At 64.3% G+C, this 17,354-nt stretch carries 15 protein-coding genes; 5 read left to right on the forward strand and 10 right to left on the reverse strand.

The genetic code is table 11. From position 1 onward, the window contains the following. Window positions 1-128: 128 nt before the first annotated feature. Window positions 129-1,124, reverse strand: a complete 996-nt coding sequence (locus tag JQ567_RS19220) for a VOC family protein (RefSeq protein ID WP_212440273.1) — start codon at window positions 1,122-1,124, stop codon at window positions 129-131. Between the two features lie 357 nt (window positions 1,125-1,481). Between JQ567_RS19220 and JQ567_RS19225 the strand changes: the two genes are divergently transcribed. Both JQ567_RS19225 and JQ567_RS19230 read left to right on the forward strand, forming a co-directional pair. Then, window positions 1,482-3,647 (forward strand): anthranilate synthase component I, encoded by a 2,166-nt coding sequence (locus JQ567_RS19225; RefSeq protein ID WP_212440274.1) that lies wholly within the window; start codon window positions 1,482-1,484, stop codon window positions 3,645-3,647. Window positions 3,648-3,766: 119 nt separating this feature from the next. Continuing rightward, on the forward strand, window positions 3,767-4,306 hold the full coding sequence (locus tag JQ567_RS19230) for an adenine phosphoribosyltransferase (RefSeq protein WP_212440275.1): 540 nt from the start codon (window positions 3,767-3,769) through the stop codon (window positions 4,304-4,306). A 150-nt stretch (window positions 4,307-4,456) separates the two neighbouring features. On the opposite strand, the gene JQ567_RS19235 is transcribed toward JQ567_RS19230, so the two are convergent. The 9 genes from JQ567_RS19235 to JQ567_RS19275 all read right to left on the reverse strand — a co-directional run bounded on the left by JQ567_RS19235 (window position 4,457) and on the right by JQ567_RS19275 (window position 14,764). Next, a complete protein-coding gene (locus tag JQ567_RS19235; RefSeq protein ID WP_212440276.1) occupies window positions 4,457-4,789 on the reverse strand; it encodes a GIY-YIG nuclease family protein in 333 nt (110 codons plus the stop codon). A 97-nt stretch (window positions 4,790-4,886) separates the two neighbouring features. Beyond that, window positions 4,887-5,555 carry a hypothetical protein gene (locus tag JQ567_RS19240; RefSeq protein WP_212412313.1) on the reverse strand — a complete coding sequence of 223 codons (669 nt, stop codon included), beginning with the start codon at window positions 5,553-5,555 and terminating at the stop codon, window positions 4,887-4,889. Between the two features lie 59 nt (window positions 5,556-5,614). After that, entirely contained in the window at window positions 5,615-6,373 is a 759-nt protein-coding gene (locus JQ567_RS19245; RefSeq protein ID WP_212440277.1) for a hypothetical protein, read from the reverse strand. Window positions 6,374-6,531: 158 nt separating this feature from the next. Next, window positions 6,532-7,743, reverse strand: a complete 1,212-nt coding sequence (locus JQ567_RS19250) for a M48 family metallopeptidase (protein ID WP_212440278.1) — start codon at window positions 7,741-7,743, stop codon at window positions 6,532-6,534. A 33-nt stretch (window positions 7,744-7,776) separates the two neighbouring features. Further along, window positions 7,777-8,337 (reverse strand): LemA family protein, encoded by a 561-nt coding sequence (locus tag JQ567_RS19255; RefSeq protein WP_212033237.1) that lies wholly within the window; start codon window positions 8,335-8,337, stop codon window positions 7,777-7,779. A 214-nt stretch (window positions 8,338-8,551) separates the two neighbouring features. After that, complete coding sequence (locus JQ567_RS19260; RefSeq protein ID WP_212440279.1) at window positions 8,552-9,556, reverse strand: small ribosomal subunit Rsm22 family protein; 1,005 nt, start codon at window positions 9,554-9,556, stop codon at window positions 8,552-8,554. Between the two features lie 132 nt (window positions 9,557-9,688). After that, window positions 9,689-13,153 carry a chromosome segregation protein SMC gene (gene smc / locus JQ567_RS19265; RefSeq protein ID WP_212440280.1) on the reverse strand — a complete coding sequence of 1,155 codons (3,465 nt, stop codon included), beginning with the start codon at window positions 13,151-13,153 and terminating at the stop codon, window positions 9,689-9,691. A gap of 357 nt (window positions 13,154-13,510) precedes the next feature. Further along, window positions 13,511-14,167 carry a DsbA family protein gene (locus tag JQ567_RS19270; protein WP_212440281.1) on the reverse strand — a complete coding sequence of 219 codons (657 nt, stop codon included), beginning with the start codon at window positions 14,165-14,167 and terminating at the stop codon, window positions 13,511-13,513. 117 nt (window positions 14,168-14,284) lie between these two features. Next, the gene (locus tag JQ567_RS19275; RefSeq protein WP_212440282.1) at window positions 14,285-14,764 is read right to left on the reverse strand and encodes a DUF721 domain-containing protein; all 480 of its coding nucleotides are present in this window, start codon (window positions 14,762-14,764) and stop codon (window positions 14,285-14,287) included. A 204-nt stretch (window positions 14,765-14,968) separates the two neighbouring features. Between JQ567_RS19275 and mutY the strand changes: the two genes are divergently transcribed. From mutY to JQ567_RS19290, 3 genes are all read left to right on the forward strand, one after another. Beyond that, the gene (gene mutY / locus JQ567_RS19280) at window positions 14,969-16,069 is read left to right on the forward strand and encodes an A/G-specific adenine glycosylase (protein ID WP_212440283.1); all 1,101 of its coding nucleotides are present in this window, start codon (window positions 14,969-14,971) and stop codon (window positions 16,067-16,069) included. Between the two features lie 55 nt (window positions 16,070-16,124). Beyond that, window positions 16,125-16,802 (forward strand): hypothetical protein, encoded by a 678-nt coding sequence (locus tag JQ567_RS19285; protein ID WP_212440284.1) that lies wholly within the window; start codon window positions 16,125-16,127, stop codon window positions 16,800-16,802. 85 nt (window positions 16,803-16,887) lie between these two features. After that, window positions 16,888-17,307 (forward strand): PaaI family thioesterase, encoded by a 420-nt coding sequence (locus tag JQ567_RS19290; RefSeq protein WP_212440285.1) that lies wholly within the window; start codon window positions 16,888-16,890, stop codon window positions 17,305-17,307. Window positions 17,308-17,354: the final 47 nt, after the last annotated feature.

Consider the following 17,354-nt stretch of genomic DNA (forward strand, 5'->3'; position numbering starts at 1 on the left):
GCCGGGACCCATAGCCACCAGCGTTAATTGTTTTGCTCGCTGATCGTTGTCTTGCTTTTTCAACAACTGGGGCTGCGGCGTATGGGTCCCGGCGTTCGCCGGGACGACGTATGTTGTCAACCGCGCGGCTACTGCTTCACCCCGTCCCACCACGCACACGTGCCCGACATCAGCTGGTAATTGCCTTCCATCACCTGCACCGGCGCGCGCAGGCCTTCGGTCGCGGCTTGCATTCGCATCTCGCGCGCGGTCTCGCGGTCTTTCGGCGGCAGCCAGACGCGCTCGTGCCCCCACAGGCTTGGGCCGTGATGCATTTCAACCGGCTGCCATGTCGCGGGATCGATCTCGCGGCCGCCCCAGCCGCATTCGATCATGAAGGACGAAGGCGTCTTGGCGTAGAACGAGGTCATGAAATCATTGGTGTGACGGCCGAGCGTGACGCCGACGCGCTCCGGCTGCATCATCGCGATGTCGTAGGATTGCCCGACATCGTCGAGCGAGTACAATTCCACCATCAGATGATGCATGCCGTTCCTGCCGGTCTCGATCAGCGCCAGGCTGTGATGCCGCGCGTTGACGTGAAAGAAATAGGCGCGGAACGGCTTTTCGATGTAGTCGGAAAGCCCGAAGCCGAGCACGTCGACATAGAACGCCATCATCGGATCGATGTGCTCGACGGTCAGCACCGCGTGTCCGAGACCGAGCGGACCGGTGCGAAAACCCGAGATCGAGCGGCCCGGACTGAACGGCGTCTCGTCGATCTCGGCGCCGTAAAACGCCTCGAGCCGGTTGCCGCCGGGATCGCGAAACGAGATCAGGCCGCGCACGCGCCGGGCATCGGCCAGCGTCTTTGGCTCGGCCGTGACATTGACGCCGGCTTGTTCGAGCCGGGCTGCAAGCTGGTCCAACGCCGCCGCGTCGGCGACTTCCCAGCCGAAGAAGCGCGCGCCTTCGCCCATCGCGCGGTCGATGACGATGCGCTGCTTGCGGTCGTCCATCCGGAAGGCCAGCAGCGAGTTGCCGCGCTCGACCGCCTGCAGGCCGACCAGGGAGGTCCCGAACTGGCGCCAGTCCTCCAGCGCATCCGATCCGAAGCCCGCGTATCCCAGACCCAGCAATGCCATCCCTTGCCTCCGCCTGCTTGTTGTTTTCGGGCGTTGTTGCCGCCGCCGCTTGGGCCGGATGCTACGCGGATTTTGGCCGTTTCAAACCCCAAAAGATGGCCGGCGGGCCAGGCATGGGCAGGCCAGGGCACCCGGGGCCTCCCTTGACATCGATCGCGGCGGATGGTGATTAAGCGCCATGAGCACCGCCGTCCGCCCATCCCGTCTTTGGTGGCGCACCTCTTAAAGAGGTGGCCGGTGCGATTTCATTTTAACAATCGTCGAAGGTCGCCATCGCAGTGCGACCGGCGGTTTTGTTTATTTGCCCTTCGTTTGTCCTGTGTGGCGTTCCCTCACCAAGTTTCGTAAGAGGATCACATGAACAGGACCGTCTTCTCCCTGCCCGAGCACAGCGAATACCGGACCGCCAGCGGTCTGGCGATCTCGCGCACCGTCGAGCAATTTTCCGGCGACGCCAAGCGGCTCGATGACCTGATCGACCTGCTCGACCGCCGCCGTGGCGTGGTGCTGTCTTCGGGCACCACGGTGCCGGGCCGCTACGAGAGCTTTGACCTTGGCTTTTCCGACCCGCCGCTGATGCTGGAAACCGAGGGCGCGAATTTTGCGCTTAGCGCGCTGAACGGGCGCGGCGAGGTGCTGATCGCCTTTCTCGGCGACGTCCTGCGCGAGCCTTGCGTCGTCGTCACCGAGCAGAGCGCGTCGCGTCTCGCCGGCCATATCATCCGGGGCCCCGCGCCTGTCGATGAAGACCAGCGCACCCGCCGCGCCAGCGTGATGTCGCTGGTGCGCGATCTCGTCGCGAGCTTCACCGCCAATGACGATCCGCTGCTCGGCCTGTTCGGCGCCTTCGCTTACGACCTCGTATTCCAGATCGAGGACCTCGTGCAGAAGCGCGCGCGCGAGGCCGACCAGCGCGACATCGTGCTGTATGTGCCGGATCGTCTCTTGGCCTATGACCGCGCCACCGGCCGCGGCGTGGTGCTGAGTTACGATTTCAGCTGGAACGGCAAATCCACCGCCGGCCTTTCGCGCGACACCGCCGAAAGCGTCTACGCCAAGACGCCGCGGCAGGGTTTTGCCGATCACGCGCCCGGCGAATACCAGGCGACGGTGGAGACCGCACGCGCCGCGTTCGCGCGCGGCGATCTCTTCGAGGCGGTGCCGGGGCAGTTGTTCGCCGAGCCGTGCGAGCGTTCGCCGGCCGAAGTGTTCCAGCGGCTCTGCCGCATCAACCCGTCGCCCTATGGCGCGCTGATGAATCTCGGCGAGGGTGAGTTTCTCGTCGCAGCTTCCCCGGAAATGTTCGTGCGCTCCGACGGACGGCGGGTCGAGACCTGCCCGATCTCGGGCACCATCGCGCGCGGTGTCGACGCGATCGGCGATGCCGAGCAAATCCGGCAATTGCTGAATTCGGAAAAAGACGAATTCGAGCTCAACATGTGCACCGACGTCGACCGCAATGACAAGGCGCGCGTCTGCGTGCCCGGCACCATCAAGGTGCTGGCGCGGCGCCAGATCGAGACCTACTCAAAGCTGTTTCACACCGTCGACCATGTCGAAGGCATTCTTCGCCCCGGCTTCGACTCGCTCGATGCGTTCATGACCCACGCCTGGGCGGTGACGGTGACCGGTGCGCCGAAATTATGGGCGATGCAGTTCGTCGAGGACAATGAGCGCTCGTCCCGGCGCTGGTATGCCGGCGCCATTGGTGCTGTGAATTTCGACGGCAGCATCAACACCGGGCTTACCATCCGCACCATCCGGATGAAGGACGGACTCGCCGAAGTGCGCGTCGGCGCGACCTGTCTGTTCGATTCGGATCCCGCCGCCGAAGACAGGGAATGCCAGGTCAAGGCGGCCGCCCTGTTCCAGGCGCTGCGCGGCGATCCGCCGAAGCCGCTGTCGGCGTTCGCGCCGGATGCCACCGGTTCGGGCAAGAAGGTGCTGTTGATCGATCACGACGACAGTTTTGTGCACATGCTGGCGGATTATTTCCGGCAGGTCGGTGCGTCCGTAACCGTGGTCCGGCACGTTCATGCGCAGCAGATGCTGAACCAGAAGAACTGGGATCTGCTGGTGCTGTCGCCGGGTCCGGGCCGGCCCGAGGATTTCGGGATCTCGAAAACCATTGGAACGGCGCTGGAGAAGAAGCTGCCGATCTTCGGCGTCTGCCTCGGCGTCCAGGCAATTGGCGAATATTTCGGCGGCCAGCTCGGGCAACTCGGTCAGCCCGCGCACGGCCGGCCGTCGCGGGTCCAGGTGCGGGGCGGTCGGCTGATGCAGAACCTGCCCAATGAGATCGTGATCGGCCGATATCACTCGCTCTATGTCGAGCGCGACAGCGTTCCCGACATGTTGCAGGTCACCGCAACCACCGAGGACGGGGTTGCGATGGCGATCGAACACAAGACCCTGCCGGTCGGCGGCGTGCAGTTTCACCCGGAATCGCTGATGTCGCTCGGCGGGGAGGTGGGTTTACGTATTGTCGAGAACGCGTTCCGGCTGCATGTTACGGCGGTTTGAGTGGGGGCCGTCATTGCGAGGAGCACTTGCGACGAAGCAATCCATACTTGCTTTGCCGCGCCATGGATTGCTTCGCTTCGCTCGCAATGACGGCGAGACAGCATTGAAAAGAGACACCGATGACGTTTGAGCATGACCTGAAGGCCACCGTCCGCACTATTCCGGATTACCCGAAGAAGGGCATCCTGTTCCGCGACATCACCACGCTGCTCGCGGATGCGCGCGCGTTCCGCCGCTCGGTCGATGAACTGGTGCAGCCCTGGGCCGGCAGCAAGGTCGACAAGGTCGCCGGCATCGAGGCGAGGGGCTTCATCCTCGGCGGCGCGGTGGCGCATCAGGTCTCCGCCGGCTTCGTGCCGATCCGCAAGAAAGGCAAGCTGCCGCACACCACCGTGCGGATCGCCTATTCGCTGGAATACGGCCTCGATGAAATGGAGATGCATGCCGACGCCGTGCAGCCCGGCGAGCGCGTCATCCTGGTCGACGATCTCATCGCCACCGGCGGCACCGCGGAGGGCGCGGTGAAGCTGCTGCGCCAGATCGGCGCCAATGTGGTCGCGGCCTGCTTCATCATCGATCTGCCTGAGCTGGGCGGCGCCGACAAGCTGCGGGCAATGGACGTGCCGGTGCGAACGCTGATGGCGTTCGAAGGGCATTGAGTTTTTTCAATTGAAACTCTCTCCCATGTCGTCCCGGCGAAGGCCCGGACCCATAGCCACCGTCGGCAATTGTTAGAAGAGGGCGTCAGCCATCCTGCCTTGATCGCGAGAGCAACGCGGTATGGGTCCCGGCCTTCGCCGGGACGACGGCTAGACCGCCTGGGCGCCGAGTTGCGTGCGCCAGTATTTCAGGCGCTCCTTCAACAGCGCGTCCCTGATGTAGGGCGTTTCGTCCTCTTCCAGCCGCTCGCATTCCTCGAAGGTCAGATTTTCGGGCCCATGCGTGGTCCACGCCGCCTGCAGGCTGCGGCAGGTGTGGCTGCCCTGGCGCAGCGAAAACCAGATCCGGTTCTGGATCTTTTCGAGGTCAGGGGCCTGACCGACCCATTGCTCGGCCGAGGCCTTGCTGCGGATCACGTAAATCCCCGCGATGGTCTTCCGCTCCTTGTAGGCGGCGATGGCGGCTTTTCTGTCTGATGTCACGGGAGAGGCCTCGCGCAGGGAGATTTGCTGTCGGGGAGGCGGTACCAGTCCGACGGGCCTGCGTCAATATTATCCGGGTAATATTATTTGGTCGGCTTCACGACCGCTGCAGAATCAGGCTGAGTTCCAGCTCCCGAAAACTGGTGTAGTTCCTGCGGATCCATTGATGCAGTTCGGTCGAGGAATCCTTCTCCTGGCGCAGATAGCCCGTGAAGGAGAAGGTCAGCCGGTCGATATAGGTCTTCAGGAACACCGGCAGTGCCGATATCCGCAGCACGCGTCCCCGTTCCATCGCGGCGGGCAATTCGCCGCGCACCACGTGCTCATTGTCGATCGCGATCAGGGCATTCGCAGGAATTTGCTGTTTCAGCATGTTGTAGGCCGTGGCCGAGGCGCGGTCGGTATCGGCCACGAACAGGATCACCGGCGCGACGCCGCGGCGCACGGCTTCCTTCATGAAGCCGATCTCATCGGTCATCTTGAAGAACTCGTCGAAGGCGTGGAAACCGAGGTCGATGACCTTGGCGACACTGTCATTGACGATCAGGCGGTCCATCAGCTGCATCTTGCCGAAGGTGTCGATGACGTCGGCCGTCTCGGTGGTGCGCGGCAGATATTCCAGCAGCGAGGGCTCCTTCAGATTGATATCGAAGGAGATCACCGTGCCGTTCTTCAACAGCAGGAATTCGCTGAGCAGCCGCGCGATCAGCGTCTTGCCAACCAGCGGGCGGGGCGAGCAGATGATGTAGACGGACGTGGGGCTCATCAGGCGCTATATCAGGCGATTTTTCCGCCTAATCCAGCCCCATCGCGCACCTGGCGCGATTATTTTTCGCCGCTGCGGCTGCTCGATTTGCCGCTGCCGCCGCCGACCAGGTCGGTCAGCTTGATGCGGTCGAACTCGCTCCAGACATTGGCGAGCCAGTGCCGGACATAGCCGCGGAGCACGAACGAATAGTTCGCGGCCTCGTCGTTGGTGCCCTTGTTGGCGACGAATTTGAGGAACGGCACCGAGGAGACCTCGACCTGCTCATAGGCCATTTCGTTGAGCTTGGGGATCGTGAGCTCGGTGGCGTCCTTGATGCGGTGGAAATAGGAATTGTAGGTCGCCTGGTCCCACTGGAAGAACTGGGTGTCGTTGATGAAGTTCTTCACCAGGTAGTATTTGGCGCCCTGCATGAAATTGGCGGTCTCGGCGATTTCGTCCAGCGAGGCGATCGAGGGGCCCAGGATATGGAACACGGCAAAGGTAATCTGGCCGGCCTTGGCGGCATCGAGAAAGCCGATGTCGCGGAGCGAGGCCAGCGCCGGCGACAGCAGTCCGGCGCGGACGTCGATCACGGTCACCGAGGTCCCGGCATTGAGCGTGTCGAAAATCTTCATCTGGTCCGAGGTCGTCGTCATATCGACGATCTGGGTGATGTCGGGGTGGAAGCGCATCAGCGTGCCGCGCGGCGACTCGGTGTCGAACGCCCGGGTCGGGACGTTGTTGGCGCTGAAATAATCCAGGAGCGTTCGCGACACGGTCGTCTTGCCGACCCCGCCCTTGTCCGCGCCCACCACAATCACGACTGGCTTTGCCATGGAATTTCCTACTACGCGCCCCCGATCGCGGGAGCGATCGGCAGGTCCCCATATACCTGTTTGGGCGCGAACATGGCAGAAACAAGGGAGAATTCAATTCCTTGAGCCCGCACCGGCGTTATTCGTAGGTAATTCGTTAATGTCGCCGTACCGAGGGCTCAGCTGTGCCGGCCCCAGGGTCCCCAGCGAGGACCCTGTCGTGCGCCCTGCCGCTGACCTTGCGGCAGGCCCGCGGGCGCTGCGGCATCGCTCCACGGACCGTGGGGGACCGGGGGCGCCAGCTGATCCGCCGACTGCGGTTCCGCCTGATCCTCCGGCTCGTCGTCGGCCTCGTCAGGCAGGGCCAGCGGGCCGGGATCGCGGCCGCCGGCGTACTGCACCAGCGCCTTGACCCGCGAATCCACCGACGGATGGGTCGCGAACAGATCGGCAAATCCCTCGCGGGGATTGTCGAAGCACAGTTCCATCACAGCCGAGGTGGCGCCGGGAAGTTCGCCCCGATTTTCGATCTTGCGCAGCGCCGTGATCATGGCGTCCGGGTTCCTGGTCAGTTCGACCGAGCCGGCATCGGCCAGCAATTCGCGCGACCGCGACAGCGCCAGTTTGACCACCTGCGACAGCAGCCAGGCCAGCAGGATCAGCGCGACCGCGATAATGACGACGATGATCGCACCGCCGCCGGAGCTCTTGTTGTCGCTGTCCGAGGACGAAGAGGACGACGAACGCGAGGACGAGGATGACCACGATCCGCCGGACGAATTCCACGACAGGTTGGTGAACATCCGGAAGAACAATTCGCCGAAGAAGCCGACCACGCCGGCGATGATGACCGCGATCACCATCAGCTGCACGTCGCCGTTGCGGATATGGGTCAGCTCGTGGCCCAGCACCGCCTCGATCTCCTGATCGTTGAGCGTTCTCAGCAGCCCTGTGGTGACGGTGATGGCGTATTGCCGGCGGTTAAGGCCGCTCGCGAATGCGTTCAGCGCCGGGCTGTCCATCACCTTCAGCTTCGGCATCGGAATGCCGCGCGAGATGCAGAGGTTTTCCAGGAGATTATAGAGCCGGGGCTGCTGCTTTCGCGTCACGTCCTCGCCGCCGGTGACGGCGTCGATCATGTTCTGATGGAAGAAATAGGCGATCACGATCCACAGCGCCGCGATGCCGGTCGCATAGGGGAAGGCCGTGACCAGATCTCGCCCCGCGGCCCGCAAATAATAATCGACCGAGCGGTCGCTGCGGATCACGACTTCCGCGAGCAGCGCGCCGGCATAGACCAGCACGTAGATCAGCAGGAACAGGCCGGCGAGCAGCAGCATCGAACGGAACTTGTTCGATGCGATATGCGTGTAGAGCCCGTACGCGGCCATGATGTGCTGCTTCTCGCTGGAATGTCGCGGCCGTTAGAACTTCACGGTCGGCACGACCTCGACTTCGGTGCGGCTGGCGCCGAGATCGAAGAATTCCTTTTTGGTGAAGCCGAACATGCCGGCGAACAGCGCGGCGGGCAGCTGCTGGATGCCGGTGTTGTATTCCTGAACCGCGTTGTTGAAGAAGCGGCGGCTCGAGGCGATCTTGTTTTCGAGGTCGGACAGTTCGCCGGCGAGCTGCTGGAAATTGGCGTTGGCCTTGAGGTCCGGATAGGCCTCCGACAGCGCGATCAGGCGGCCGAGCGCGCCGCTCAGCTGGTTCTCGGCGGCGCCGATCTGCGCCGGCCCTTGCGCCGACATCGCGGAGTTGCGGGCCTTGATCACGTCGTCGAGTGTGCCGCGCTCGTGGCTGGCGTAGCCCTTTACGGTCTCGACCAGGTTCGGGATCAGATCGTGGCGCTGCTTGAGCTGGACGTCGATGTCGGCAAAGGCCTGGCCGACACGCTGGCTTAGCGCGACCAGGCGGTTATACGCGCCGATGGCGAACAGCACGAGAATGACAATGACGCCGATAACGATCCAGCTCGTCGACATGGCAAACAACTCCTGATGAGGCGAAGAAAGTGTGGAACCTAGACGAAAACCGGGGCGTGCGGCAGCCCGCCGCGACGTGGGGGCTTTGTTTAGTCGAAACGAGCGATGGATAAGTTCAAGCTTCCGTCGTCCCGGCGAAGGCCGGGACCCATACGCCGCGGCCTCTCGTTTGGCTCGCTGGCCAACATCTTCCTTTTACGATTAGCGCCGGTGGCTATGGGTCCCGGCCTTCGCCGGGACGACGCGTTTGTTCCACCACCGCATCCCCCCAGCGCCAGCGCCGGGCCAGGGCATAATGCGCCTTGGCGCGGCGGGGCGTCCGGCTGAGGACCAGACCGGCCGGGGTACAAAGCTTGGCCGTGACTTCGACCTTGGAGAGGACCGGCTGCGCCAGCACCCGGGCCGGGCGCGCCGCTAACGGCGCGCGCGTCAGCGCCACATAGGCGAATCTTTCGTCCTCAAACGGCAGTTCGGCGCCCTTGACCTGCTTGTGCGCGCGCGAGCGTTGCAGGCGTTGGGTGAAATGACACCAGTCCGGCGCGGCAAGCGGACATGTTCCGTCGTGCGGGCAGGGGGCGGCGACATGCGCGCCGGCCGCGATCAAGCGCTCGCGCAGCGCGATGATCCGCGCATAACCCGCCGGTGTGCCGGGCTCGACCACCAGCAGCGTGTCGCGGGTCTTTTCCCACATCAGCACGGCCAGCGCGTTCTGTTCGGCGGCGCTGAGTTCGCCGATCATGTAGCTGGCGACGACGAGGTCGGCGGCATCAGCCTTGATCAGGGCGTTGCGGGCCTCGCCCCGCTCGTAATGGAGTTCGCGCAGGCGAAAACTCTCGCTGACCAGATCGAGCGCCAGCTTGCGCAACGTGTCGTTGGCGTCGAGCAGGGTAAAGCCTCGCAGCGAGGAAAATGCTTCCGCTGCCGCCCAACTCGCCGTGCCCGGCCCGGCGCCGATATCGAGCAGGGTTTTGGGCGCAAAATCGGGACGGATTTCACCGAGCGCATTCAGGCTGGCGGTGACCGCGGCATAGGTCGCCGGCATCCGCGCCAGCGCATAGGCCAGTGCATCGGTCTCCGACCGGATCGTGCCGGAGCCGCCGCCATCGCGGTAGTTTTTCGAGATCAACGCCGAGCGTTCCGCCGCGTCGCTCCGCGAAAAACCGCGCAGCTTGGCGTCGAGCGCGGCTTTGAGTTCGGCGGGGAGGTCGGGTGAGGTCATCTATCCCTTGTCATGCCCCGCGAAAGCGGGGCATCCAGTATTCCGAGGGGGCCGTCAGCCACACAAACGGCACGGCGTACTGGATCATCCGCCTTCGCGGATGATGACGTCAACAGGGCGGCGTGAGTGATCTCACGCCACGTGCTGGTCGAGGATCTTCACCGCATCGTCGAGGCCGACCGAGACCAGTTGCGACACCCCGCGTTCGGCCATGGTGACGCCGAACAGCCGGTTCATCCGCGCCATCGTGATCGGATTATGCGTGATGATGATGAAGCGGGTTTCGGTCGAGGACGTCATTTCATGCAAGAGGTTGCAGAACCGCTCGACGTTGTGGTCGTCGAGCGGCGCGTCGACTTCGTCCAGCACGCAGATCGGCGACGGGTTGGTGAGGAACACCGCAAAGATCAGCGCCAGCGCGGTCAGCGCCTGCTCGCCGCCCGACAGCAGCGAGAGCGTCTGCGGCTTCTTGCCGGGCGGTTTGGCGATGATTTCGAGGCCGGCTTCGAGCGGATCTTCGCTCTCGATCAGGTGCAATGCGGCTTCGCCACCGCCGAACAATTCGGTGAACAGCCGCTTGAAGTGCTCGTTGACGGTTTCGAACGAGGTCAGGAGCCGCTCGCGCGCCTCTTTATTGAGGCTCTGGATGCCCTGGCGCAGCCGCTTGATGGCTTCGACGAGGTCGTCGCGTTCGGTGGTCAATGCCGTGTGCTGGGTCTCGACTTCACGCAGCTCTTCCTCGGCGCGCAGATTGACCGCGCCGAGCCGCTCGCGGTCGCGGCGCAGCTTTTCGAGGTTTTCCTCGATCTCGGCGAGCGGCGGCAATTCCGCGCCCGGCTCGATCTCGGCCAGAGCCGCCACGGCATGCGGCTCGACTTCGAGCATGTCGTGGATTTCGCGCTCGATGTCGGAGAGACGGCGCTTGGTGCCGTCCATGCGTTCCTCGGCGCGGGCGCACGCCTCGCGGGCGCTGGAGAGCGCTTCCAGCGAAGCCTTTGCCTCGCGGTCGGTCTCCGCCATCACGCTCTCGGCGGCGGCGAGCGCGTCCGCGGCGACGCGGCGCGCGCTTTCGGCGGACTCGATCTCGCTGATCAGCGCGCGGCGCTTCTGGGCGAACAGCGCCGGAGCGTCTTCGAGCTCGGCACGCTCTGCGGTCACTTCGGTGACGCGGGCTTCGATGGTGGAAACCTGCGAGGCCGCGCTCTGCTTGCGGTTCTGCCATTCGGTGCGCTCGGCGAGGATCGCCTGCACGCGGCGGTCGGCCAGTTCAGCCTCTCGCGCCAGCGCCTGCGCTTCGGCACGCACTTGCGCGGCGAAGCGGCGTTGGCCCTCGATGTCGGAGCGAACGGTGGAGAGCCTGGTTTCGGTCTCGAGGCTCGGCGGCAGCTCGGCCAGCGCCGCATTGGCGTTCTCGTGCGCGGCGTCGGCCTCGGCGCGGTCGGCGGCGAGGCGAGTATGGGCTTCCGTCAGCGTCGCTTTGCGCGCGGCGTGGCGATTGATCTCGCGTTCGGTCGCGGCATGGCGTTCGCGCGCGGCATCGGCCTCGCGCTGCGCGGCGCGCCAGGCGTCACGGGCAGCAGACTCGGCGCCCGATGCCGCCTTCAATTCGCTCTCGGCGTCTTCCAGCGCCTGCCGCTTGGCGGCAGCATCTGCGCGGGCCTGCTCCAGTTCGTTTTCGATATCGACCAGGCGGGCGCGTTCGGCGAGGCGCCGTGCGGCGCCGGTCGGGGCGTGGGCGGCGGCGACAAAGCCGTCCCAGCGCCAGACGTCGCCTTCCAGCGACACCAGCCGCTGGCCGGTCTTCAGTTGTGACACCAGTTCCGCGCCGCGCTCCTTGGCGACGACGCCGATCTGCGCCAGACGGCGCGCCAGTTCGGACGGCGCTTCGACATGGGCGGCAAGCGCTTCAACGCCCGCGGGCAACGCCGGATCGTCGAAGGTTGCACCCGCATTGGTCCAGCGCATCGGCGCGGACGGATCGATCGGCGCGTCGAGGTCGTCACCGAGCACGGCGCCAAGCGCCTTCTCATAGCCCTTGGTGACGGTGACGCCATCGATGATCGGCGGCCACAGATTCTTGGTCTCGCCATTGACCAGCTTTGAAATCGTGCGCGCTTCGGTCTCAAGCCGTTGCACGCGCTTGTCGGCTTCCGCCAGCGGCGAACGGGACGCTTCCAGCCGTGCACGCGCGGCGACGTGGCCGGCCTCGTTGGCCTGCGCCGCGGCTTCGGAAGCGGCGAGCGTTTCCTGCGCGGTCTCCATGGCGCCGGCAAGCGCGTCGATGTCGCCGAGATTGCCGGTTTCCTGCGCGAGCTTTTGCTCCTCGCTCTGGACGTTGGCGATTTCCTGGTCGAGCCGGGCGAGGCGGTCGCGATGGGTGCGCACGCCGGCCTCGAGTTGGTTGCGCTTGGCGGTGAGGTCGGCCAGCACCGTCGTCAGTTCCGAGAACATGCGCTCGGCGGCGGCCAGCGTCGCTTCCGCTTCGGAGACGCGTTCATCGACGCCGCTGCGCTTCTCGACGCGCGACTTGATCTCTTCCTTGATTTCGGAATCTTCGGTGTCGAGCCGCTGCAATGCGACTTCGGCGTCCGAGGTCTGCTGCTGTTCGCGCGCAATGTCGGCGGTGAACTGGGTCAGGCGGCGGTCGAGTTCGGCGACACGCTCTTTCGCGCGCTCTTCCTCGCGGTCGAGCAGCTCGCGCGCATTGGTCAGGCGTTGCAGTCCGGCCGCGGCGCGGGCTTCGCCCTCGCGCAGCGCCGGCAGTTCGGAGGCGCGGATCGCCTGGATACGGGCCGCTTCGGCCTGTTCACGGGTGCGTTCAGCCATCTCGCGCACGTTGAGGTCATGGGTGCGCGCGGCTTCCGCCACGTCGGTATTGGCTTCCAGCCAGCGCAGATGGAACAGCGTGGCCTCGGCCTTGCGCACCTTGGCGGCGACTTCGCGGAACCGGATCGCCTGCCGCGCCTGCTTCTTCAGCCCGTCGACCTGGCCGGAGAGCTGGCCGATCACGTCCTCGACGCGGGTGAGGTTGGTCTCAGCCGCCCGCAGCCGCAATTCGGCTTCATGGCGGCGGGCGTGCAGCCCGGCGACGCCGGCGGCGTCTTCCAGCACGCGGCGGCGCTGTTCGGGCTTGGCCTGAATGATTTCGCCGATCTTGCCCTGGTGAACCAGTGCCGGCGAACGCGCGCCGGTGGCGGCATCGGCAAACAGGATCTGCACGTCACGGGCGCGCACGTCACGGCCGTTGATGCGATAGACCGAGCCCGCTTCGCGCTCGATGCGTCGGGAAATTTCCAGAATCTCGCGATCGTTCATCGCCGCCGGCGCCGAGCGATCGGCATTGTCGATCGTCATCACCACTTCGGCGTGATTGCGCGCCGGACGGTTGCCGGAACCGGCAAAGATCACCGCATCCATGTCGGCGGCGCGCAGCGATTTGTGCGAGGTCTCGCCCATCGCCCAGCGCAGTGCCTCGACCAGGTTGGATTTGCCGCAGCCGTTTGGCCCGACCACACCGGTCAGGCCCGGCTCGATCATGAAGTCAGTGGGTTCAACGAACGACTTGAAACCATGAAGGCGGAGGCGCGTGAGTTTCATGAACACGATTCTCTGTTGGCCGGGCGCGAATCTCCCTGCCGTGACAATACCATAGAAGGCAATGTCGGTGTGTGGACGAGTCGCGCGTTGCGGCTCTTATGGCCTGCGACAATGGCGAGGCCGGGGCCGAAGGGCAACGGGACGGAGGGCTTTTCCCAAGCCTTTTGTCGAGGTTTTTGCAGGGCTTACGGGCCCGTACGAATCCGGTGGACGAATCAGGTTTTCAACAGGGATTTGACGTCCGTAGAGCGTTTTCCAGCGAAGTGGATGCCGGTTCACGTGAAGAAAACGCGTCAAAACAAAAATCGAGAGCCCCGTTCCGATTCCATCGGAACGGAAAAGGCTCCGGCGCGCCGATCAGCTCTTCAGCATCGAATTGATGCGCTTGCTGAACTCTTCGAAGCTCTGCTCGCCCTTGATCATCTCGCCATTGATGAAGAAGGTCGGCGTCGACTGCACCTTCAGCACTTCGGCGGCGTATTTCTGGTCGGCCGCGATCTTGTCGAGCAGCTTCTGGTCCTTGAGGCAATCTTCCACCGCCGCTTGCGTGAGGCCGGCCTGCTTACCGATCCGGATCAGCGTCTCGGTGGTGTTCTTCAGCACCCAGTCGTTCTGCTGCTTGAAGAGGAGGTCGACGACCGCGAAATATTTCGGGGCGTCGTCCTTGGCGATGCAGCGCGCCAGCATCGAACCGGCGGCGGCCTTGATGTCGAGCGGGAATTCGCGGAACACGAAACGGATCTTGCCGGTGTCGATGAATTCCGACTTGATCTTCGGGAACACCTGCTCCGTGAACGCTGCGCAATGCGAGCAGCTCATCGAGGCGTATTCGGTGATGGTGACCGAGGCATTCGCCGGGCCGAGCGCCATGTCCGGCAGCGACTGCGGCTTGGCGACGTCGGCGGCGCCCTGCGCCAGCGCGTCATTGATCAGCCGCAGCGGCGAGAAGCCGGCGAGGGCGGCAAGCCCGGTCAGCGAAAGGGCGGCGGTGAAGGCGCGGCGCGTGATGATCAAGGTCGGCTCCCGATTGGCGCGTTCACGCCCGAAGAAGTACGAAAAACGAGCCTTCGCGTAGCTTGAAACGATAATTGTGGCAATGGCTGGTTGCCGCGGGCCGGGCGCGCGACAGGCTCAATTTCGCTTGATCGAGGCACCGAGCCGCGCCAGCGCGTCGCGCAATTCGTCATCCTCGACCGAGGACAGCGTTTTGGCGATCTCGGCGACCGCCTTCGGGTCCGGCGCGCGGGACGGTTTTGGCCGGTCCCGGCGCGACAGCGGCGCCTGCCGCAGCGCCAGCCGTCCGACCGCGCTCCAGCCGAAGAAGCGGTTGACCCGTTCCAGGATCACGTCGGAGGAATGCTGGATTTCCAGCGCCATCGGGCCTTCCACCCGCAGCACCAGGGTGGCCGGTTCCTGCGGCTTGCCCTCGACCGGCCGCGGCCATTGCATCTTCAGCGGCTCGGAATGGGCCGCGATCTCGCGGCCCGCGATCTCGGCCCAGCGCGTCACCAGTTCGCGCGCGGCGAACCCCTGCTTGGCATAGGCGTCGGAAAACACGTCGCCGAGCAGGACAGAAAGCGGTTTTGCCGAGATCGGGCCGGGTTTTGCCATGGGGGCTTATAGCACGTGGCGGTTCTCGGCAGGAACTGCCACATCGTCATGGCCGGGCATAGCCGTCTGAAGGACGGCGTCGCTTCCGCGCTCCCATGCGCGGCCATCCCACGCCTTGGACTCCCAAAGAAGAAAGACGTGGATGCCCGCGACAAGCGCGGGCATGACGTGGAGAGATTGGTGTCCAGCTATTAGAGTGTTCGCATGAATTCCATTGCAGCGGCCAAGATCAAACCACGCGATGCGCCAAGGGCAACTCCCGGCCGTCCCGCGTTGCTGCTCGATTGGTACGACCGCCATCGCCGCGTGCTGCCGTGGCGACCGCCGGCGGGGGCGCGCGCGGACCCGTATCGGGTGTGGCTGTCTGAAATCATGCTGCAGCAGACCGGCGTCAAAACGGTCGGGCCGTATTTCCTGAAGTTTGTCACGCGCTGGCCCGATGTCGCGGCCCTTGGCCGGGCCTCGCTCGATGACGTGCTGCGGATGTGGGCCGGGCTCGGCTACTATTCGCGGGCGCGCAATCTGCACGCCTGCGCGGTGGCGGTGCTGCGCGACCATGGCGGGGTGTTTCCGGATACCGAGGAGGGCCTGCGCGCACTGCCGGGCATCGGGCCGTACACGGCGGCGGCGATTTCGGCGATCGCTTTCGACATCAGAACCATGCCGGTCGACGGCAATATCGAGCGCGTGGTGTCGCGGCTGTTTGCGGTCGAGGAACCGTTGCCGCAGGCCAAACCGTTGATCCAGCAACTCGCAGCAACGTTGCTGGGTCCTTCTCGTGCCGGGGACAGCGCGCAGGCTCTGATGGATTTGGGCTCTTCGATTTGCACACCGAAGAAACCGGCATGTGTGCTGTGTCCGCTGAACGACGATTGCCTGGCACGGTCACGCGGCGATCAGGAGATTTTTCCGCGCAAAGCGCCGAAGAAGACGGGAACGATGCGCCGCGGCGCGGCTTTCATCGTCACGCGGGGCGATGAATTGCTGGTTCGCACCCGCGCGGAAAAAGGCCTGCTTGGCGGCATGACCGAAGTCCCGGGCTCGGACTGGCTCACCGGACAGGACGACAAGGCGGCGTTGCAGCAGGCGCCTGCCCTCAAGGGCATCGCCAAATGGCATCGCAAGGTGGGGGTGGTGACGCATGTCTTCACGCATTTTCCGCTTGAGCTGGTGATCTACACGGCGAAGGTGGCCGCGCGGACGCGACCGCCCGAGGGAATGCGCTGGGTGCCGATCGCGACGCTCGCTGGCGAAGCGCTGCCCAATGTCATGCGCAAGGCGATCGCGCACGGGCTAAATCTCTAGCAAGCCATCGCCAAATCCCGCTGTGGATGGAGCGCCAAACAGTAAAAGGCCTAAAATGGTATTTCGTGTCTTGATCATCGGTGGCACGGGGCAGGTGGGAGCTGCGGTGGTGCGCGCGCTGGCTGCAGAGCCGTCCTGCGCAGGAGTCGTGATGGTCAATCGCAGGGCGATTTCGCTGAGCGCTGATCCCCGTGTGCGGCAGGTGGTCCTGGAAACGGCAGCTGCTCAGTTTCCGGCAGAAGTGACCAAGCTTGCGCAGAGCATGGTTGCGCAAGGCGATCCTGTCTATGGGGCATCCTGTGTTGGTGTCGGCAAAGGCAGCTTGAAGTGGAGCGAGGAGGCATTAAAGGCCCTCGAAATTGGCGTGGTGGGTGGCTTTGCCCGCGGTTGTCAGGCCGGAGGTATCACACGGTTTTCACTGCTCTCGGCAGTGGGAAGCACCGCGAAAAGCAGGATTCGCTATGTGCGGGTCATGGGGTTGAAAGAAGAGACGGTTCAAGGGATAGGCTTCCAACGCCTCGCGATTTTTCGTCCGGGAATTATCGCGGGCAATGCTCACACGCCGCGCTATGTGGCCTGGTTGGGGCGTCTGATTCCGGGACCTTTTGGCACGATTGAGCAGGACGATATCGGGCGCGCCTTTGTCGCTGAGTTCATCAGCAGTTCGGCCCCGAACGGGGTTGTGTATCTCGAAAATGGAGCGATGAGACAGAGGTCTCGTGCGCTTAAGTAGTCCACTGTCTTGGGAACGAGCGTTTGTCTGCTGACACCATGCTGGCAGCAGGCCTCCGCTAGAACATTGCGATCAGGAGGTTCCCATGATCGCAACCGCGCTCGACCATCTCACGCCCCCGCCATCCTCAAAGCTGCTCGGCTGGCACCTGCTCGATGCACGCCCCGAGAAAGGCTGGGTCCGGATCGGCTTCGACGGCCGCAAGGATTTCTGCAACCCGGCCGGTTTCGTCCAGGGCGGCATTCTCTCCGCGATGCTTGACGACACCATGGGGCCGGCGGTGTTCGCGATGACCGACGGAAAACTCTACACCGCGACCATCACCATGACCGTGAATTTTCTAACCCCGGCCAAGCCAGGCAAGATTGTTGGTGAAGCGACCGTGATGCAGCTTGGCAAGACCATCGCCTTTGTCGAGGGCAGGCTGATGTCTGAAGACGGCACCGTGCTGGCGACAGCCACGACCAGCGCGCGACTGGTCGAGACCGCGAAGCTTAATCGGTAGTGGTGCGCGACACCAGTGCATCTCCGTCATTGCGAGGAGCGCCAGCG

Origin of the sequence: Bradyrhizobium sp. AUGA SZCCT0431 (assembly GCF_018131065.1) — a bacterium.
In the GTDB taxonomy this organism is placed as follows: Bacteria; Pseudomonadota; Alphaproteobacteria; order Rhizobiales; family Xanthobacteraceae; genus Bradyrhizobium.